This window comes from Thermoplasma sp. (genome assembly GCF_023256435.1).
Classification (GTDB): Archaea; Thermoplasmatota; Thermoplasmata; order Thermoplasmatales; family Thermoplasmataceae; genus Thermoplasma.
In genome coordinates this window covers 1-21146 of the sequence record NZ_JAGDXM010000012.1, presented here as the reverse complement: position 1 = coordinate 21146, position 21146 = coordinate 1, and the positions used below count along the sequence as shown (strand labels likewise).

16 protein-coding genes are annotated in these 21146 nt (G+C 43.3%); 11 read left to right on the top strand and 5 right to left on the bottom strand.

Going from position 1 to position 21146, the window contains the following annotated elements; translation table 11 throughout:
• Positions 1 to 125: 125 nt before the first annotated feature.
• Positions 126 to 866 (bottom strand): enoyl-CoA hydratase-related protein, encoded by a 741-nt coding sequence (locus Q0C15_RS01215; protein WP_297215147.1) that lies wholly within the window; start codon positions 864 to 866, stop codon positions 126 to 128.
• Between the two features lie 546 nt (positions 867 to 1412).
• Between Q0C15_RS01215 and Q0C15_RS01210 the strand changes: the two genes are divergently transcribed.
• A complete protein-coding gene (locus Q0C15_RS01210) occupies positions 1413 to 2519 on the top strand; it encodes a 3-hydroxyacyl-CoA dehydrogenase (RefSeq protein ID WP_297215145.1) in 1107 nt (368 codons plus the stop codon).
• A 128-nt stretch (positions 2520 to 2647) separates the two neighbouring features.
• The gene (locus Q0C15_RS01205; RefSeq protein ID WP_297215143.1) at positions 2648 to 3766 is read left to right on the top strand and encodes an acyl-CoA dehydrogenase family protein; all 1119 of its coding nucleotides are present in this window, start codon (positions 2648 to 2650) and stop codon (positions 3764 to 3766) included.
• Here Q0C15_RS01205 and Q0C15_RS01200 read toward each other — a convergent pair.
• From Q0C15_RS01200 to Q0C15_RS01190, 3 genes are all read right to left on the bottom strand, one after another.
• The gene (locus Q0C15_RS01200; protein ID WP_297215141.1) at positions 3753 to 5414 is read right to left on the bottom strand and encodes an AMP-binding protein; all 1662 of its coding nucleotides are present in this window, start codon (positions 5412 to 5414) and stop codon (positions 3753 to 3755) included. The genes Q0C15_RS01205 and Q0C15_RS01200 overlap by 14 nt on opposite strands.
• A 209-nt stretch (positions 5415 to 5623) precedes the next feature.
• A complete protein-coding gene (locus Q0C15_RS01195) occupies positions 5624 to 6403 on the bottom strand; it encodes an SDR family oxidoreductase (RefSeq protein ID WP_297215139.1) in 780 nt (259 codons plus the stop codon).
• A 14-nt stretch (positions 6404 to 6417) separates the two neighbouring features.
• Positions 6418 to 7860 carry an aldehyde dehydrogenase family protein gene (locus Q0C15_RS01190; protein WP_297215137.1) on the bottom strand — a complete coding sequence of 481 codons (1443 nt, stop codon included), beginning with the start codon at positions 7858 to 7860 and terminating at the stop codon, positions 6418 to 6420.
• A gap of 106 nt (positions 7861 to 7966) precedes the next feature.
• On the opposite strand from Q0C15_RS01190, the gene Q0C15_RS01185 reads away from it, so the two are divergent.
• The 7 genes from Q0C15_RS01185 to Q0C15_RS01155 all read left to right on the top strand — a co-directional run bounded on the left by Q0C15_RS01185 (position 7967) and on the right by Q0C15_RS01155 (position 15689).
• Positions 7967 to 9109, top strand: a complete 1143-nt coding sequence (locus tag Q0C15_RS01185) for a mandelate racemase/muconate lactonizing enzyme family protein (protein ID WP_297215135.1) — start codon at positions 7967 to 7969, stop codon at positions 9107 to 9109.
• Complete coding sequence (locus tag Q0C15_RS01180) at positions 9106 to 9843, top strand: MBL fold metallo-hydrolase (RefSeq protein ID WP_297215133.1); 738 nt, start codon at positions 9106 to 9108, stop codon at positions 9841 to 9843. Before Q0C15_RS01185 ends, Q0C15_RS01180 begins: the two co-directional genes overlap by 4 nt.
• Positions 9836 to 10702, top strand: coding sequence for a dihydrodipicolinate synthase family protein (locus tag Q0C15_RS01175; protein WP_297215130.1), 867 nt, complete (start codon positions 9836 to 9838; stop codon positions 10700 to 10702). Before Q0C15_RS01180 ends, Q0C15_RS01175 begins: the two co-directional genes overlap by 8 nt.
• Entirely contained in the window at positions 10689 to 11636 is a 948-nt protein-coding gene (locus Q0C15_RS01170; RefSeq protein WP_297215129.1) for a phosphoglycerate dehydrogenase, read from the top strand. The genes Q0C15_RS01175 and Q0C15_RS01170 overlap by 14 nt, the downstream gene beginning before the upstream one ends.
• A gap of 342 nt (positions 11637 to 11978) precedes the next feature.
• Positions 11979 to 13793: an ABC transporter substrate-binding protein gene (locus Q0C15_RS01165; protein ID WP_297215128.1), complete on the top strand. Its 1815-nt coding sequence runs from the start codon at positions 11979 to 11981 to the stop codon at positions 13791 to 13793.
• A gap of 1 nt (position 13794) precedes the next feature.
• On the top strand, positions 13795 to 14784 hold the full coding sequence (locus tag Q0C15_RS01160) for an ABC transporter permease (protein WP_297215127.1): 990 nt from the start codon (positions 13795 to 13797) through the stop codon (positions 14782 to 14784).
• Positions 14781 to 15689, top strand: coding sequence for an ABC transporter permease (locus tag Q0C15_RS01155; RefSeq protein ID WP_297215125.1), 909 nt, complete (start codon positions 14781 to 14783; stop codon positions 15687 to 15689). The genes Q0C15_RS01160 and Q0C15_RS01155 overlap by 4 nt, the downstream gene beginning before the upstream one ends.
• A gap of 3 nt (positions 15690 to 15692) precedes the next feature.
• Here the strand turns inward: Q0C15_RS01155 and Q0C15_RS01150 are convergent, their stop codons facing one another.
• The gene (locus Q0C15_RS01150) at positions 15693 to 17534 is read right to left on the bottom strand and encodes an ABC transporter ATP-binding protein (protein WP_297215123.1); all 1842 of its coding nucleotides are present in this window, start codon (positions 17532 to 17534) and stop codon (positions 15693 to 15695) included.
• Positions 17535 to 17623: 89 nt separating this feature from the next.
• Between Q0C15_RS01150 and Q0C15_RS01145 the strand changes: the two genes are divergently transcribed.
• Positions 17624 to 19681: a glycoside hydrolase family 31 protein gene (locus tag Q0C15_RS01145; protein WP_297215121.1), complete on the top strand. Its 2058-nt coding sequence runs from the start codon at positions 17624 to 17626 to the stop codon at positions 19679 to 19681.
• A 295-nt stretch (positions 19682 to 19976) separates the two neighbouring features.
• On the top strand, positions 19977 to 21146 hold a 1170-nt coding region (locus Q0C15_RS01140; RefSeq protein ID WP_297215120.1), incomplete at its 3' end, for an MFS transporter.

Genomic DNA, 21146 nt, shown 5'->3' with positions numbered 1-21146 from the left:
TGCATGAGACATCCCCCAATGAAGGTATAACCAAACATTGCGCCATTGCGGGCCAATGCGTTTATGATGTGATCGGATGGTTTGCCAGAGATCGAGAAGATAACGCGCAATTCAAATATTTCATATCATCTTACTCCTGATCTGAATTTTTCAGATCCATCCTTCACTATACCCTCGTCCACGGTCTCCCTGCCGAACACAGCCTCTGTGGTCAGCGATCCATATGGGTTATTTCCCAATCCCAGGTAGACAGACCATCTGTCCCTTAACAGCGTCTTCCATGGATACGATGAAATCTTTTCAGCGATCTCAATGGATATTTTCAGGAGATCAGATCCTTTCACAATGTAATTGACAAGGCCGATGTTGAATGCCTCGTCTGCCTGTATCAAGCGCCCAGTCATGATCAGATCAAGCGCCCTTCCCAGTCCTATTATCAGCGGTAGCCTCTGCGTTCCACCATCTATCAGCGGGATACCGTACCTTCTCTCGAGAAAGCCGAATTTTGCGGTTTCATCTGCGACGCGAATGTCAGCCCACAGCGCTAATTCTAAGCCTCCGGCAACGCAGTAGCCGGATATGGCTGCTATCACAGGTTTACTTATGAATCTCCTTGTTATGCCTAGCGGGCCATTTCCGTCTGAAACTCTTCTGGACAGGGCATCCGCATCGTTCAGATCGGCACCCGCGGAAAATGAATCGCCTATGCCAGTTATCACGGCCACCCTGCTGTCTGAAAATTCAAACTCTGTGAATGCATCATTCAGCGCTGCAGCCGTCTCGCTGTCTATGGCATTCTTCTTCTCGGATCTGTTTATTCCTATGATCATCGTGCTGCCTTCTTTTTCGATCGTTACTTTCTCCATATGATCACCTTCATTCCACTGCCATGAGCCATGGCATAGATCTACTAATTCAATATAACATTACAGATCCGGCTGCGTGTATGCATGGTCTAGATCGGCGTGGTGAGCTACCCTTCAACTGAATCTTCGAACTTGCTTTCAGCTAAGAGCCCTATGTCTTTCCGAACATCCGGACAAGCCCCATATCGTGATATCCACAGGCGTGAATTCGGATTTCAGCTATTTTATTCGAATATCACATCATTTGGTATCGTGGAGTATACCAGAGAACATGAGAAGATAATTTATAAATATATCCATCGAGGTAAGTAAGCGTATCTCATTTCAGAAGAGGGAGTTTTACAGCTTCCCACAAACTTCCAATGTTGCCATAAAACAAATGTGATCAATAATAATGTTGTTTATGGTGTATGTTGAAATATATAGCTGAGGTGCATCATAATTATCTGTATATCATTCTTTGAAATCTCCGCTGCGTATCAAGATTTTGAAGATAAGGATCATTTGATCAGTAGTTAAATATAACAGCAAGGTATGATATCACATATGCAGAAAATAATAGGCGTCATCGGTGCAGGAACCATGGGAAATTCCATCGGTGCCCTCTTTGCCTCACGCGGTTTCAGGACGTTCGTATATGATAATAACGCTGAAGCGCTCGAAAGAGGAAAAAATAATGCACTGAAGAGCCTCTCAAGACTTAAGATGGAAGATACATCATCCAATCTCATATTCACATCGTCTATGAAGGATCTCTCAGGTTGCAGCTTCATCGTTGAGGCTGTGCCGGAGGTGCTGGAGATCAAGAGAGAGGTGTATAGGGATCTTGAGAATATAGTGCCTGTCAGCGCAATATTTGCATCTAACACGTCAACGATCCCAATATCGGATCTCTCCGATTCGCTTTCCAAGAAGGAGAGGCTGATCGGAACCCATTTTTTCAATCCACCGATAATAATGCCGCTCGTTGAGGTAGTGCGTGGTCGAAACACGTCGGATGACACCTTACAGACTACAACCAGGCTGATGTCGGATATAGGAAAGAAATATGTGGTGATAAGCAAGGAGGTGCCTGGCTTCATAGTTAACCGCATCAACGCAAGGGCATTTTACGAAACCTTCTCCCTGATAGATGAAGGATACAGTCCCGAGGAGATAGATTTCGCAACCAGAAATGTGCTCGGTTTTCCCATGGGAATGTGCGAGCTTATAGATTTCGTAGGGCTTGACGTGATATATTATGGGACAAGGGAACTGATGGATCGTGGCTTCAACACAGAGATGAACAGATCCCTTGAAGGGATGTTCAAGGAGAAAAGATGGGGCGTTAAAACGGGATATGGATTCTACAAGTACGATGCTCCTGGCAGGTACAGAAAGATCAACTTGAACGAAGCAGATATAAAGAGAAAGGTGGATCCGCTGAGGATCATAGCTGGAGCTATAAATGAGGCCGCGTGGCTTGCAGATAACGGGGTATCTAGCCAAAATGAGATAGACGAAGCTATGAAGCTAGCCATGAACTGGCCATACGGGCCATTCGCATACCTTGATAGGTTTGGAAGAGCCGCAGTAATCGCAGAACTCCAAGATCTCTACGACAGATACGGGAAGAGCTGGTACAGGCCATCTGAGCTTTTGTCCAGGGCATAGATCATGCGTTATGAAGGTAGATTCAATTTGAGATACGCTGCCAATCCTGAAAGGACAACAGGCAAATGGGCTGGGCATGGCGGAAATGATGTTCATACGTTATTTATCGAATCTTGAGGAGGATCTATATGGAATTCACTCTTTCTGAGGATATTGAGAGATTCAGGGATCGCGTAAGGAATTTCTCATTGAGGGAATTTCCAGTATACTCAAAGAGATCGGATGAGATGGAGGAGTTTCCAGAGGAACTTTTCCGGAAAGCAGTTGCATCAGATATACTGCATCCGGAAGACATATGGAAATTCATAATAGCGCTTGAAGAAATGTCTTCTGTAAATCCAAATCTTGGAATATCGATGGCTGTTCCCTTTTTCGGCAATGAAATACTGAGGTTCTACGGAACCCAGAAACAGATATCAGATCTGTATGAACCGGTTATCCATGGAAAGAAGAAGATGGGGCTGGCGCTCACAGAGCCCGGCGGAGGAAGCGATCTGGCTAATCTTAAGACGACCGCTGTCAGGGAAGGCGATCATTACGTGATCAGCGGATCGAAGATGTTCATCACAAACGGTGACATTGCGGATTTCCTTCTGGTACTTGCGAGAACAGAGAACGGCGTAAAGCCGCAGCAGTCTCATTCGCTGTTTGTGTTGAATCCGCATGCTGCAGGGGTCAAAATAAGTAAGATCCAGGGAAAGCTTGGTGTGCGTGGGACAGATACCACTATCATCTCCCTTGACGGCGTCCATGTGGATTCCAGCGATATGATAGGCAAACCTGGAATGGGCTTCTACTACGTCATGAATTTTTTTGACGTAAGCAGGACATATGTTGCGGCGCTTTCCGTTGGAATAGCGGAGGGGATAATAAGGAGGCTGATGGCTTTCTACAGCGATCCAGAAAATAAGATGGAGGAGAGGCATCAGTTTGCAATCGCCGATCTTGCGGCGAGGGTAGAATCCGCAAGGATGCTCACCTACGAGGCTGTCAATTCCATTCATACGGGCAGGACTGATCCGGTGCTCACCAGCGAGGCAAAGGCGTTTGCTTCCGAGGTAGCGGTCGATTCGTCCAGACTGGGCGTACTTCTGACCGGAACATATGGTATGGAATCGGATATGGAACAGTTCTTCAGGGATGCAAAGATAATGGAGATATGGGAGGGCTCGTCTGAAATAGAGCGGCTTGTCATATACAGATTTCTGCGCAGCAAATATGGAAAAAAGGTTTCTAGGGCATTCTGACTCTGTTTTTCTCAGCCTCCTGAATTGATCTCCAATCTATCTTTCCTGATGGAGTTTTGGGAAGTTCGTCCACGAATTCCACGATCCTTGGATACTTGTATGAGGCAAGCTGTTTTTTGGACCATTCAATTATCTCTTCCGGCCGGACTTTCCCGCGGTAATCTGGCTTCAGAACGACCAGGGCCTTGACCTCTTCGCCCACCCTCTCATCGGGTACCCCTACAACGCATGCCTCCTTCACGGCCGGATGGTTGTAGAGGAGGCTGTCCACCTCCATGGGCCAGACCTTGAATCCGGATCTGTTTATCATCCTCTTCAGCCTGTCCACGACGAAGAAATAACCCTCATCGTCCATATAGCCGATATCCCCAGTTCTCACAAACTTCTTTCCGTCAAGTATTATCGTTGCTTTCTCAGTTTCATCAGGTTTATTGTAGTATCCTGAGAAAAGCGATGGCCCGCTTATGACGATCTCTCCAGTTCCTTTCCCGGTTATGTCCTGACCTGTCTCAACATCAATTATCCTCGCATCATAGCCAAACTGCGGCACTCCAATGCACTGGAGCTTCCTCCTTCCTGGAGGATTGACGTGGCTCTGCCCCATGGCTTCCGTCATTCCATAACCCTCCACAAATGGCAGTCCGACTATCCTCTCGAATTTCTCGGCAAGAGCTTTCGGAATTGGTGTGCCACCTCCGCCTATGAACCTAAGAGAACTGAAATCACGTTTTTCAAGGCCTTCCACGGTGAGGAGATCGGCTATCATCGTGGAGATAACTATAACATGCGTAACATGGTACTTCTCTATCATATCAAGAAATGTGAATTTATTCCATCTTGTCATTATGACCAGTTCGCTGCCTGAATATATTGGAGAAAGCAGCGAGAACGACAGGCCGGTAACATGGAAGAAAGGCGCCACCGCCAGCTCTACTGTGGATGGTGTTGTGTTCCTCCAGTAAGATGAAGCCATTGCATTTGCTATGACTGATCTGTTTGTGTGGAGGCATCCCTTAGGTATACCAGTTGTACCGGAGGTATAGGCTATTATCAGCGGATCATCCGGCCCGGTGGCGACCTCTTCATGTATGTTTCTGGTCGAAACAGCCTCATCCCATCTTATGGCATTCGCAAGATCATAGGTCTGTTTCATGAAATCTGGGACATTCACCGAACTTTTCTCAGGCAGATAATAATTGAGATTTCCGGCTATTATCTTTATGCCCATTTCCCTTGCTTCCGACAGATTGTTAAGGAGTTCGCCAGAGGTTATTATGATCTTCGGCTTTGAATCTTCAAGTATATTCCTTATCTCGTCTCTCTTGAGCATTGGGTTCATGAATACTGCTATTCCTCCGGATCTTGAAATAGCTAGCAGAGATATGGCGAAATTGGGCGAATTCTGAAGATAGATGCCTACCCTATCACCCTTCTGTATTCCGAGATCCATAAGAGTGCTTGACAGCGATTTTACCTCCTTCAGGACGTCAGCATATCTAAGTCTCCTATCGTAGAATACTATGAAATCTCTATCAGAATGTTCCTCTGCGCGGTGCTCAAATATCTTGTAAAGTGATGCTCTTGGATATTCAAGACTGTATGGAAGCCCTATAGGCCACCATCTATACCATACGTTAGTAGGGTTCATGTTATAAAATAACATAATTGCATATATGTAGTTTTAGATATCATGATAAGTTGTGGAGTAGTAATCTATTATTCCATTGAAATATATTTGTGCACGTATCGCGCGATTTAATCCGCTCTTATATAAAAGGTCTTTACTTGGGATCTATAAAAATATGGGATGGAAAATGCAGTTATGCAGGGCGCAATAAAATAATATGCAATATAAATTCATATGATATTTTTCTCTATCTCTTCCGGATCAGGCTTTCTGGATATTGACCTTCCACCATCTATGATTATCTCGTTTCCCGTCATAAACGTGTTGTCGTCGGAAGAGAGGAATGCAAGCAGTTTTGCCACCTCTATTTTTCTTCCCATTCTGCCAATGAGAGTTGCGGCGCGTTTATCCAGATCCTCAGGTACATCCTCCTCGTCTGCCTTGGCGTATATTGGCCCGGGCATCACAAGCGTCACAAGAATCCCATATCTGCCGAGATCTACTGCCATGCTCTTAGTCATCGATCTAAGTGCACCCTTTACTGCAGAGTAGGCTAGCGAGGAATCAAGCGGATAGAATGATTGTATTGCACCAATATTTATTATCTTGCCTTTTTTATTATTCTTTATCATTTTGCTTGCAACGTTTTTGGACAGCACAACAACCGAGGAGAGATTGAGCTCGATCATTTCGTCCCATTCCTTCATAGGTATATTCAGGACATTGAACCTTGAATTCCTAGACGCGTTGTTGATCAGTACATCGAATACAACATCACTGCTCTCTATCCATCTACCCAGATCCTCAACCTGAGACCTGACTGAAAGATCGCATTTCAAAAATTTTATACGTCCATCTGGGCTTTTTGATTCTATTTCCCTACCCTTCGATTCATTTCTTCCAACTATCCAGACGCTGGCACCAAGTTTGCTGAAAAGAACTGCTGTTGTTTCTCCAATGCCATGGGTGCCTCCGGTTATGATCACGTTTTTTCCATTCAGTTCGATCATGCTGTTCACCCCATCTATAGCCGGTATGCTATGACCTTTTCCTCGGTCATCTCCATCATAGTATCCCTGATGGATTCCCTACCTATGCCGCTTTCCTTTGGGCCTCCAAACGGAAGGTAATCCCACCTCAGCCTCGTTGTATCGTTTATGATCACCGTTCCGACATTCAGTTTCCTGGCAACCTTGTACGCCCTTGAAAAATTCCTCGAAAACACCGATGCATCGAGTCCATAGCGTGATGAATTTGTAATGGCCACGGCCTCTTCATCTGTTTCAAATATCTTTATGGGCAAAACTGGGCCGAACACCTCATCGCTCATGACCTGTGCATTTGGATCTTTCACCTCTATGAGTGTCGGAGGATAAAAGAATCCCCTATTGGGAGCATTCCCGCGATAAATGACCTGAGATCCTTTTGAAACCGCATCTTTCACGAAAGACTCCATATTCCTTACTGCTTCCTTGGATATCAATGGGCCCATATCTGTCTCCTCGTTCAGCGCATCGCCTATCTTCAAATTCTTCAGTCTCTCTACAACGCGGTTTTCGAATTCCTTAGCGATACTGCTTGATACAAGCACACGTTTTGTCGCATTGCAAAACTGCCCAGAGTAATCATAACGTCCAAAGACTGCCTTTTCGACAGCCAACTCTATATCCGCATCATCCAGCACTATCTGTGCATCGCTGCCTCCGAGCTCCATGATGGACTTTATACCATTCTTTGTTGCCCTGGAGGCTAATTCCAGGCCGACTCCCGGTGATCCCGTAAACGTTATCAGCCTTACTTTTTTGTTGGAGCTGAATTCATCCCCAATCTCGCTGGAATTCCCGGTCACCACATTTATGGAACCCTCAGGGAATCCCGCCTTCAGGAGCAGCTTTGCGAGTTCTATCTGAGTAAGCGGAGCGTTCTTGGTGGGCTTATGAACAACCGTATTGCCCACCGCAAGCGCGGTTGCCACCTTGTGGGCAAAGCTGGCTCCTGGGAAGTTGAATGGAGTTATCGCAGCAACAACGCCCATAGGCTCTCTTGCAGTAATGGCTATCCTATTCTCGTTCCCAGCGGGTGTTTCATATACATCCAGAGGAATGAACTCCCCTCTGAGAACGTTCTGCAATTCCCAAGCGCTACCCTCAAATATTGCTGCAGTTCTATCTATTTCCGCTCTGGAGCTCTTTATTGGCCTACCCATCTCAAGGGACATGGTCTTTGCTAGCTCATCCTTATTCTGCCTGATCAGCTCAGCCGCTTGGATGAGCAATTTCTTCCTCTGACTTCCAGTGTACTGTGAATATTTTTGATATGTTTCGTAAGCAAGGTCTATCGCCTCTTTCACCTGTTCTCTGCTCAGCACGGGCACATAATCCAGTATTTCTCCCGTGGACGGGTTGTAGACTTCACTCTTTGCATCAGAAAATATCTCTTTGCCTATAATAGCGCCTTTCAAATCCATCTCCTCCGCTATGTTAATCAGAGAAAGATATAAATGCTTTCCTCATTTAATATTTTATCAAAAATCCTCTCACAAAAAATTAATACTAGTGTTAAATTCTTATTCTATGAAGATAAAGGAGATAAAGACCTATTTTGCAGCAGCAGTCTGGAGGAATTTTGTAATAGTTGAAGTCACTACGGACGAGGGCATAAAGGGATACGGTGAAGGTACGCTCGGAGACTTTGAAAAGACCATTGAGGCTGCGGTAAATGATTTGAAGCCATTCCTCATCAACAGAGACATTGAAATAAACGAGATCACCAATTTCTTTCTAAGAAATTTCTTCTGGAGGAACGGCCCCATACTCTCCACCGCACAGAGCGCCATAGAACAGGCCCTATGGGATGCTGTCGGAAAGACCGTTAGGCAGCCCGTTTATAGACTGCTTGGTGGAAAAGCGGTAAACAGGGTAAAGGTGTATGCCAACGGCTTCATTTCAGGTGGGGCGAAACCCGAGGAATTTGCATCAGCGGCTGTGAAAACTGTTGAAAAAGGATATAAAGCACTGAAATTCGATCCGTTTGGCGGTGCCGGGCCAAACATAACGAGGGCCGATCTGGATATGGCCAAGCAGAGGATAGGGGCGATCAGAGATGCGGTCGGAAGCGATATCGATCTCATGATAGAGGCGCATGGTAGATTCAACACCAGGACGGCCATAAAGATAGCAAAGGAGATAGAGAGATACGATCCATTCTGGTTGGAAGAGCCCGTCCCAGAAGAAGACATAGTGTCAATGAGCGAGGTCAGGAAAGCCTCTGGCGTTCCAATAGCAGCCGGTGAGAGGATAATTTCAAGAAACAGATTCTGGGAGCTCCTTTCACAGAGGGCCGTCGATATAATACAGCCGGATGTCTGTCATATGGGTGGAATCATGCCTCTTGTTGAGGTCGGCGCAATGGCCAACGTAAATTACGTCACTGTTGCACCACATAATCCGAACGGCCCAATTGCTACTGCAGCGAGCCTAAATGCGCTTGTCACCATGCCAAATGCATTGATTCTGGAATTCTGGCTTGATGCTGAAACCGTCAGGCACGATCTGATAAAGGAATATTTCGATGTCAGAGACGGCTATATATATCCGCGTGATAAACCAGGCCTTGGAATAGAGATAAATGAAGAAGCGCTGACAAAGTATCCATACAAGAAGATGCATCTTGAATACTTCAGCAACGAATACAAGTACCATGGTGATATCAAATGAAGATCGCCAGGATTCTGAAGGGTGCCGGCATAAGGAGCTCATACGGTACAATGGGGGCTTCGGCCTCCACCTTAATAGAAGATGGTGATGACAGAATCCTGGTAGATGTGGGGCATTTCGGAAACCGGGATAACCTCATAGCAAACCTTAAGGTATCAGGTCTTTCGCCCTCAGATATAGATGTGGTTGTGCTGACCCATCTGAACTGGGATCACTGCCTTAACGTGGATCTCTTCGATTCCGCGAAGATAATTCTTGGAGAAGAAGAATTGAAGAACGGAACGCTAAGCGGTGTCAAAGACGGTATCTCAGATAAATTCAAAGAGATCCTAAGAGGCATGGATCTGACACTCATAAAGGAGGATCATAGGCTGTCAGAAAATGTACAGATCATAACAACTCCAGGCCACACGCCCGGGCATATATCTGTCTTAGTTATAGACGGATCAAAGAAAATTGTAATTGCAGGTGATGCGGTACCAAATCTGAGAGCCTATGATCGAGGAGTGCCGGATCTGATTTTCTACAATCTGGAACAGGCCAAGAAGAGCATAGCTAAAATAAAGGATCTGAAGCCGGATGTTATATACCCTGGGCATGATCCGCCGTTCTGTGCAAATGGCTACCTTGAAAGAGATGCCGTTGATATAATACTTAGAAACAGGGACGAAACAAACACGGTAATGGATATTTATATGAAGCCAGCTGAAAAGCCGGTGGTATTTCATGAGTGATCTTATAGTACCGATGATAACGCCGTTTACCGATAACAACACAATAGATACTGAGAGACTTCTCACTCATGCTGAATATTTGATTAAGAACGGTGTTGATTACCTGCTTGTATCAGGGAGTACTGGACTGGGCCCATCGTTGAGAATGGAGGAAAAGGCAAAGATCTTGAATGATCTTCATCATCTAAAGGACAAGATCATATTCCAGGTCGGATCCCTTGATCTGGAGGAAAGCAGGGAACTTGCCAGACTCGGGAAGAGAAATGAGGTAAAATACATAGCCTCCCTTCCCCCTTATTATTATCCTAGGATACCGGAGGAATGGTACATCAGGTTCTTCAAGGAAATTTCTGAGATATACCCAACTTTAGTTTATAATTTCCCGCTGACCACTAACTACGATATAAAACCAGATCTCGTAACTAAAATAAACAAAAGCGGCGGAAATATAGTTGGAATAAAAGATACTGTACCGGATCTGGATCATCTTCTCAACTTCAAGTGGGAATTCGGTAATGATTTCAAGGTCTACTGCGGACCAGATGTGCTGGTACTCGCGTCGCTAAGGATGGGGATGGATGGTGCAATTCCGGGATCTGGAAATTATGCACCTAAGATAGCAAGATCACTATTTGAGAACTATCAGAATGATAGGGGCGTCATTGATCAGCGGATTCTGACTAGGCTTGCCATGATAGCGCGCAAATATGGCCAGTGGGCAGCGAATTATTCATTGGTAAAGATAATAGGTAAATATGATCCAGGCAAGCCCAGGCCACCGATCTATCCTCTCGATCAGAAGGCTGAGGAGGCCTTATCAAGGGAGGTTATGGAGGTACTGAAAAGTGGAAGAACATAGAGCCAGAATATTGATCACGGCACCATGGTTCACTGATAAATATCTAAACACTCTCAGGAAGCACTTCATAGTTGATACAAATAAGATGGAGAGATGGTATACGGAGGACGAACTCTCAAAGATTATATCTGATTATGATGGCATAATCGCTGGATTGGATCCATTCACCGAAAACGTATTAAAAAAGGCTAGAAACCTGAAGATCATAGCAAGGAGGGGCATAGGAGTAGACAACATCGACTTGGAATACTGCAGTAAAAAAAATATAATAGTCACGAACACACCAATAGATATTGAACACAGGGCAGTTGCGGAATTTGCCCTTGGGCTTATCCTAGATGCAACAAGAAATATAACGAGATCCTGCATTTCCCTTAAATCAGGTTCATGGAAAAGAGCCGATTTCCTGGGAAAATCGCTGGAAGAGCTGACCGTGGGAATATTGGGCTTTGGAAACACAGGACATGCGCTTGCAAAGCTTCTGCAAAAGATCGGAGTCAAAGTCATCTATTATGATCCATATGTCAACGACGATCAGTTTATGAAGGTGACTCTCGAGGATCTTTTCTCCAATTCGGATGTTGTGAGCATAAACGCACCGTTGACAGCTGAGACACGAAAGCTTGTTGACGACAGGATTCTTTCGATGATGAAGGAAGGGAGCTACCTGATCAATGTGTCAAGGGGAGAAATAATTGATTATAAGGCCCTTCTGAAGCATATAAGATCAGGTCACATCAGTTCTGTTGCCACCGATGTCTACGATATTGAGCCGCCCACCAATATGGAATTCATCCTTAATGATCGTGTGGTATGTACCCCGCATATTGCTGCATTCGCAGAGGATGCGTTCGATGAGATCGATAGGATCTGTACTGAAAATCTGATAAATCTGCTAATATATGGAAAGGAGCCCTCATACATAATCGGATAGGACATATATGCAAGCAAATTCTGAACATCTCTTGTTAGTACGTTAGCTAAAGAGTTTATCGGAATACATCATCAGCCAGCTGGTGATCCTTAGGCTCAGCTTGATGAGGGCTCTTTCTTGTCTTATGATCTGTGCATTAATTTATTCAATAATTTCGCTTGATCCATAGGATTAACCAGAGAGCAAATTTGTGATAAATGTCGAGAATGATATATATTGGAATTTACACTTAATTATTATAAATTTAAAAAATTCTATGCATATCAATATTATATCAAACATTATGTTTGATATTATTTCAATTAGAAAAGATTTAAATATTATATTTTAGATTTTGGTTGCATGCTTAAAACAAAAGCATTTCGATCTTCCACAGTGATAATGGTTTTGCTGGTAATTCTTTTATTCGCTGTACCAACAGCCACAGTATCGCAGAACAGTAGCGCTAAGATTTTCACTCCAAGCTCCTCCACGAACAATACCAGCACTTCCCAGGCGTTCTATCTTGCGGTAGATAGCTATGGATCATTCACCCCAGACCTTAATCCATTTAGCGGGATAGCTTCAGCCCCATATGAAACCACAGCTCTGTCTCTTATATATCAGCCTCTAATGTATCTAATGAATGGAGAATCGCCCGTACCGGCCGTCGCATCTTCATACCATTACAGCGCAAATTTGACCAATTTGACCTTTACTATAAAAACTGGTTTAAGATATAGCAATGGTCAGCCACTGAATGCAAGCGATGTTCTGTTTACGTTCAATTACATACTTTCCAATAGTGTTATTGATACGCACGGTCTTAGTTCTTTTGTGAAGGGGGTCGCTATGACCGGACCTAACATGATATCGTTTTATCTGAAGAACACGCAGTACACAGACCTCTATAATATAATGTCCCAGCCTATAATATACCCACCACAGTGGAAGGGAGTTAGCAATCCTGGAGGAATAACTCTAACGAACCCAATTGGCAGTGGCCCATTTATGGCCACTTCAATTACTTCGAGCGAATTTGTTTTGAAATGGAATCCATACTACAACTATACGGGCAAGCATCTCAGCGAAATAATAATTCCTTCATATCCTACAGTCACGGCTGAGGCTAACGCTCTTGCAAGCGGTAACATAAACTGGTTGTCTGGCGCGTTTGATGCTGATGCACCCACATGGGCTACTCAGAGTCCTTACCACTTCTATTTTACCCCGCCCTCCGGTTTCCTGATGTTATACCTGAATAATCTGAAGTGGCCTCTGAGCAACCCTGACGTACGTGCCGCCATAGCATATGCGGTCAACAGGCAGGTTCTTTCCAACGAATCTCTTCAGCCACCAGCTGGAAACTATATAATGCCAGCCCTCAGCAATTACTTTGAACCGGGATTCTTAGCCTCGCATCCAAATGGAACATACTATAATTACAATCTTACATATGCAACGGAATTGATGGAAAAGGGAGGATTTACACTCAAAAACGGTTACTGGACAGCGTCAAATGGAACTGTGGTTTCGTTAACCCTTTCAGGTAACGGAGCGGCGTCCAATGTTGTTGCCAATCTTAATACGATGGAGCAGGAACTCAACAATTTTGGCATTAAGACAAATGTATACACCCCAAGTGGCGCCATATTCTATGCTAATGTATATGATGGAAACTACAGTGCAGGCCTTGCCTATCTACCGAGTTCCATTAACCCTATAGGGGCGCTTAATACGTCGTTCTCATACTACTGGTACAAGCCAATTGGAGTAGCAGCTAACGGAGACTATTCCAGGTTCAATAACACCACCTTTGAACAATACATCACGGAAGCGGCGTCCCAGCCAAACATAACAATGCAAAGATATTACATAGCGAAAGCTCTTTCTATACTCTACAACCTCACACCATCAGTCCCCATCGCCATGACAATTTCACAAAACGAATTCAACACCTACGGATTTGCTGGAATAAATGAGACTTCCTTTAAGGATGCGCTGTATGCCAACAGTTTCGGGCTGGTTTCAATAGCTGTACCATTGACCACTGTCTACAGTACAACAAGTACCACCTCCACGTCGCCGATCTCTCCGCTTGAAATAGGCATAATTGCTGTGATTATAGTTATTGTAGCTGCTGCTGCGTTCTTGGTTAACAGAAGAAAAAAGGCGTAAGATGATACCTAAATATATAATAAGGAAAATTATATTCTATTTCTTCTCATTTTGGTTCGTTCTTTTCCTTGACTTTTTGATACCTCATCTTATGCCTGGCAACCCTGTCGACGCGGTCATAGGTTCCCTTTCACAGACCACAACGCTTACCCCTCAACAGATAGCATCTCTTAAATCATCACTAGGTTACACAAGCGGGCCTATCCCTGTGGAATTTCTTAAATTTGTGGAGAACGTATTTCGGGGAAAATTTGGCGTATCCATACAGTACTATCCCACCCCGGTATTGAACGTGATCGATCAGAGTATCGGTTGGACAATATTGCTATTTGGTGCGGCCCTCATAATCAGCTTTTATCTCGGGAATTATCTCGGGTTGAGATCCGCATTCAGAAGAGGCAGCAAGGAAGATTCTGTTTTGTCTGCAGTTTCTCTTTTTCTTTACTCATTTCCATATTTCTGGCTAGCTCTGTTGTTTCTATTTTTCTTTGCGATTCAGTTTCATATATTTCCAGAGGCTGGGGCCTATAATAATATATACCCACTCTATACCCCGGAATTCTTCGCCTCTTCCATCACGCACATTATACTGCCACTTTTGACTCTTGTCATAGCATCGTATGGTTCATGGTATCTTGGAATGAGAAATAATGCAATAGTGACAATAAATGAAGATTATCTGAAATATGCAGAGATTGCTGGATTGCCAAGAAGCAAGATAATGAAATACTCCAAGATGAATGCAATTCTTCCAAACCTGACAGCATTTGCGCTCGCATTCGGTAACATCATTGGAGGAGGCATATTGGTGGAAATGGTTTTTTCCTATCCTGGGCTAGGCTTTGATATATACAATGCAGTGATAAATGAGGATTTCCCCACGCTTGAGACGGCTTTTCTTCTTATAATTATAGCCGTACTGATAGCCAATTTCATAATGGATATTCTTTATTATAGACTCGATCCCAGAATAAGAGATGATAGAACATGAGCGGACTGAGGATTTTTTGGAACAATAAATATATATTCTCTGGAACATTGATCGTATCTGCCATAACCCTGCTGGGCGTGATCGGTTTCTTCTATCATCCATATAATCCTATGGCTTCATTCGCATCAAATCTGCCACCTTCCAGGCTTCATATATTGGGTACGAATTTTTTTGGAAACGACATATGGTCTCAGTACCTTGTCGGGATATTACCAACGATTGAAATAGGCTTAGCAGGAGCTCTTCTTGGGATGGTAGTCGCTCTATTTGTTGGGTTGCTAAGCGGATATGCAAGAGGTCTAAAGAATGAGATACTCACCTTTTTCATCAACGTGTTTCTGCTGATACCTGGATTGCCGCTCGCAATCGTCATCTCCTCTGATCTACAGGCATCGCATGCGAATCTCGGCAATCTTGCCCTTATACTCGTGATAACGATAACAGGTTGGGCTACTGGAGCTCGTACCATAAGATCACAGGTACTTTCATTATCGAGTCGTGATTATATAACATTCATCAAACATACAGGTGAGTCTCATTTGAATATAATATTCAGAGAGATCTTACCTTCACTACTCTCATATGTTGGCTACATTTTCACCAACTTGGTTGTTTTCTCGATCATTCTGGAGACAAGTCTGCTATTCCTTGGCCTCGGCAACGAGACGATAATCTCACTAGGTTCTATCCTATATTACGCCAATAGCTACTCTGCGATACTTCTGGGAGAATGGTGGTGGTTCATTCCTCCAGGTCTGACAATAGCGTTCCTCGGTGTTGGGTTTGGTCTGATAAGTCTGGGATTGGATGTAATCGCTAACCCGTCACTTAGGGTTTTCAAAAAGGCCAAAGGGAGCCAGAAGAAAAATTCAAATAAAATCCTCAAAGCGGGCGAAGAAATGTGAGGATCACCAAATTATTGATTCTAAAAGTTTTTTAGTGTATTCCTCTGAAGGAGTCTGTATTATATCTTCCCATGTGCCGTGTTCCACGAATCTTCCCTGATGCATTACATAGACCTCCTCAGCCACATATCTGACGGTCGATAGATCATGTGTTATATATATCAAGCCTAAATTTAGCTCATTCTTAAGATCGTTCATCAGGTTAAGAATCTCAGCCCTTACAGAAGCATCCAGCATGGACACAGGTTCATCTGCAACTAGGAATTTGGGTGCAACTGATATGGCCTTGGCGAAACATATCCTCTGCCGCTGGCCTCCAGATAGCTCATGGGGATATTTATTCACAAAATTTTCAGCTGGTCTCAATCCGACCAGTGAAAGAATTTCCATGACGTCTTCATCAATGGTTTCTCGTTTGCTAACGCCATTTATCAATAGCGGTCTGGCTATTTGATATCCTATCTTATGCAATGGACTGAGGGAGGAGAAGGGATCCTGGAAGACCATCTGAACAGCCTTCCTCATAAACGCCACATTCTTTTTGGTAGGCGAAGTTACATCCCTACCATCGAAGAGGTATTTGCCTGAAGTCATAGTTTCGTCATACAACATAATCTTGCCTATGGTCGTCTTTCCGCTGCCGGAGGATCCAACTATGGCTATCCCCATCCCATTTTCTATTTTTAAATCTATGCCCCTGACTGCGTTTATTATTCTTTTTTTGTTCCCCCGGCCTACAATATAATCTTTTTGCACATCTTTAAGCTCTATTGTATGTTTAGTATCATTTCTGAGTCTTGAAACTATATTGAGTCGTTTAGAACCAATGTAAATCTTATCCGAAGAAGATCCTTGGCTGAAAAGATCGGAATAGCTATCATCATACTTCAAGCAGAGTACGGAATGATCCGAGTCGAAATCAATGGGTCTAAGAGGTGTGGTTCTGCACACCTCCACTGCATATGGGCATCTATTCACAAAATGGCATCTTTCATCCAATTCCTTCCTGGTCTCCGTTTCACCAGGTATTATATTTAGTTTGGACTCTTTGGATTTAGCCGAGGGAATAGCCGATATGAGCATGTTCGTATATGGGTGATATCTTTTATTGATGATGTCTGTGGTATCTCCTTGCTCAACGATCTTTCCTGAATAAATAATTGAACATCTATTAGAGGTATAGAACGCAACAGGAAGGTCATGGGTGATCAGTACTATGGTGGTTCCTGTTTTTTCATTTATTTTCTTAATAACATCCAGGATGTCTTTCTGGACTATAACGTCCAGTCCGGTAGTAGGTTCATCCAGAATAATAACCGATGGTTTTAAGACTGAGGCTATGGCAATCATAACGCGCTGCCTCATTCCTCCGCTTAGCTGATGTGGATAAGCTTCAAGAACGTACTCTGGTAAGTTTACGAGGTTAATCGCTTCCCTCATCATATTTTCTTCGGTGGCCTTATCTATTTCCGCGTGCGCCGATATTATATCATGCATTTCCTGCCTGATTGTTATGACTGGATTTAACGAGTTCATAGCTGCCTGTGGAACATAAGAGATTTCTTTCATTCTTATTTTGGTGAGCTGCTCATCATCCATCTCAAAGATATCTTTTCCATTAAATTTTATGAGGCCAGAAAGCCTCTTCATTGGATATTTGATGTAACCGATGAGTGCATTTGCGAGAGTTGACTTACCAGATCCGGATTCTCCTACTATGGCGTGTATAGATCCTATATATATAGAAAAAGAAATGTTATCTATTGCAACTGTATTGCCAGTTTCTCCCTCGTATACTAATGAAAGATTCTCCACTTCTATTATTGGTGAGCGATTAAATTTCATTGTTACTCTAATTAAATCATATTAAAAAACATTATGTAACTGAAATTTCAGAAGCATAAACTTTTTTAACTATATTTGAATACTAATGTATGCGTGATCTTAGAGATTTCAACATCTCAGAAATATTAATGAACAAAAATCCGACGGGTATAGGCCAGATAAAGGAAAAACTGATATCAGATAGAAATACAATATTCAAGTTTTCTGAAAATACGGTTATTGTTAAGGAAATCGGTTCAGGAGGTCTGAAGATAGAATTCAATCCAGAAAGTATAGACAAGGATCTTATTGTTCCTCACAGGGAACCAGCTTTGGTGAGAAAAATCCTGGGATACAAATTCATACTGCCTGATGCCGGTGATCGGTTCAATGTGACAATAAAGAGGGGGGAGGAAACATTAATGTCTCCCTTCTCAAATCAGGACTCTATAGGCTTTTTAAATATAGGAAGCGAACTTTTTGAGATGTTAAATCCTGATAATTCCGGCGATGTCACTACAGTTTCATTCAGATTATCAACTGATTACGGTATATACGGAGTTGGAGAAACATTTAACAGATTCAACAAATGGGGAACAAGCGTTATCACGTTTCCATTTGATAATTATGCTCTGAATTCATATGAGGTTTACAAATCAAGGCCCGTCTTCATAACCGCATCTGGCATAGGGATTATTTTCCCCGAATATCTCCCAATAGAATTTGACTTCGGAACCAAAATGCACGGTCTCGTTAATATAACTATACCTTCAAAGGCTTTTTCATTTTATATAGTAATTGGTAGACCAAAGGATTTCACAAAAACCCTTTCTGATATGTTCGGAAAACCAGAAATGCCTCCGGAATGGTCGTTTGGGCTTTGGATTAGCAGATGGGCAGGAATAGGATATCGTGATACAAATGAAGTAAAAGATATTGTCCAGAAATTCAAGAATGAAGATATACCGATGGATGTTATCAGCATGGATCCTCAGTGGCTTGATAATTACATTGCAGGTGTAACTCAGGCCTGTAATTTCAGATGGGACAGAAGCAGATTCAATAGCGATGATGAACTGGGAACTTACCTGAGGTCTGAGGGAAAGAGGCTCTGTCTCTGGGTTAATCCATATGTTGCTCTGAACGATCGTTTTTATAAAACTGCAGAAAAATGTCTTTTCCAAGATGCCAGCGGAAAAGTAGCTTTAGTTCCTAATCAGGATAAAAATCCGAATAAACCGGATAGGGGAATGTTCGATTTTACTAGGAAAGAATGCTTTGATCTCTATTCAAATCTCATCGCCGATTTGATGAAGCGATCTAAAGCAGACGCCGTTATGACTGACTTCGGGGAAACTGTCCCACCAGAAGCGGTTGACGATAATAATCATATGGGTTTCGTTCTGAGGAACAAAGTTGGGGATCTCTATCAAATTTCGGCCTATACAGGAGTGAAAAGTGGTACAGGTCGGGGGATTGTCTGGGGGAGATCTGGATCGCTATTGTCACAGACATGTCCGGTTCAGTGGGGAGGAGATTCGAGTTCAACATGGGAAGGTATGAGAACTGCCCTCAGAGCTGCTCTGTCTGCTTCTATGAGCGGAGTATATTTCAATGCCTTTGACACTGGTGGTTTCGCTGGAAAGCCTGATGAAGATCTCTATTTGCGCTGGGTGGCGCTTGGAGCCCTTTTTTCTCATTTCAAGATACATGGAACCACCCCGAGGGAGCCTTGGTATTATGGTACGAGAAGTGTCGAAATTTTCAGAAAAATAGTCAAATTGCGCTATAATCTGATGCCGTATATTATAGAGTCAGCTCGGGAATGTTTAGAAGAATCAATTCCGTTTGTCAGACCACTTGTGTTCGACTATCCTGAAGATCCAGCAGTATTTGATATAGATGACGAGTTTATCCTTGGTAACAAATTGCTTGTGTGTCCAATAACGCATGAGGGTGAGGAGAGGTATGTTTATTTACCTAGAGGCATGTGGGCCTTCTTTGATAGCGGAAAACGAGTAAAAGGCAGAAGATGGATAAAGGTCAGAAAAGATTTGGATGAAGTGGCAGTTTTCGTAAAGGCGGGATCCAAGATAGAAATAGCTAAAGGAAACCCGATGAACGTTACCGAAGCACTGAAAGCAGAAAGAACTAGCCTTACATTCTGAATTATCTCAATATAAAAATAATATTTGCATAATATAAGTTATATTTCTATGATAATACATGCAGCCAGAAAACATCGGTTAACATAACCAAACAACCGAGGCCATTTCTTTATCTTTTGCCTTGGCAAAAGTGATAGCCCGATTGTTTTTATGTGTCGTCAGATCCGATATATGAATTCATATAAGATATATAATTACATTGCTTAAACGATGTATATTAAATAACTCCAAGAAAAACATCTTATGATATAATGAAATCGAAATCTATTTATATAAAACAATGATCTGCTCAATGATGACAATCACCTATGAAGAAGTTATAGAAAGAATGAACGTAAGCAAGGTGAATAAAGTCTACGTACTTGCTACAATAATTGCCGCGCTGGGAGGGTTTCTCTTTGGTTACGATACAGCCATCATCAGTACGACACTGATCTTCGTCGAACCAATATTCCACCTTGGAACTGCAGCAGTTTCATTTCTGGTTGCCGGAGAATCGGCACTTGCTGCAATAGGCGCTCTTGTGGCTGGCCCAATCGTGGATAAATATGGAAGGAAGAAAATGCTGATAGCTGACGGTATCATGTACTTCGTCTTTGCAGTGCTGACAGCGCTTTCCACAACTGGCTTGCTGCTCATCATATGGAGAACTCTGATAGGCTTCTCTATCGGTGCAGACACCGCGATAGCTACGGGATACATATCCGAGTTTTCACCTACCAAGGTAAGAGGAAGACTTGGAATTACGCAACAGCTGATGATCTTTTCAGGCTTCACCGCGGCCTTCTGGGCTGGATATTTCCTGTCTTTCTCTGCAAACTGGAGATGGATGTATGGATTGGGAGCCATACCGGCAGTCGTACTTCTTGGCCTCAGGTTTTATCTTCCTGAGTCTCCAAGATGGTTGCTCATACAGGGTAAGGTCAATGAGGCTAAAGCTGCACTCAAGCGATTTGGGCTTGATATAAAGGAAGATATTGCCACGCCCATACGCGAAAAGGGTTTCAGAGAGCTAATGGCAAATAAATCTGTGAGGACGGCCATCCTACTCGTAGGGTTCTGGCTAGCATTCCAGCAGATCACCGGGGTCAACATTATACTTTATTTTGGTCCAGCAATATATAAATATATAGGACTTACCGGCCCAAGGGCAATCCTTAATACGGCAATTTCAGAGTCGCTCGGTGCCATAGAATATGCAATATCTTTCATGCTTATTGACAAATGGGGGCGCAGAAGACTCGGTGTAGTTGGATATTCCGGTTTGGTAGGTTCATTAATTCTGATGCTTGTCGGTATCAATTACTTCAATTCTCATGTCATATTCCTGGCCGTCGTCTTCATATTCTCTGCGATGACATTGTTCCTGTTATTCTTCCACATAGGCGTAGGTGGTGTGGGCTGGGTCCTGCAGGGAGAGACGCTGCCTACTGAATTTCGCGGCAGAGGTATGGGAATTCTGGCT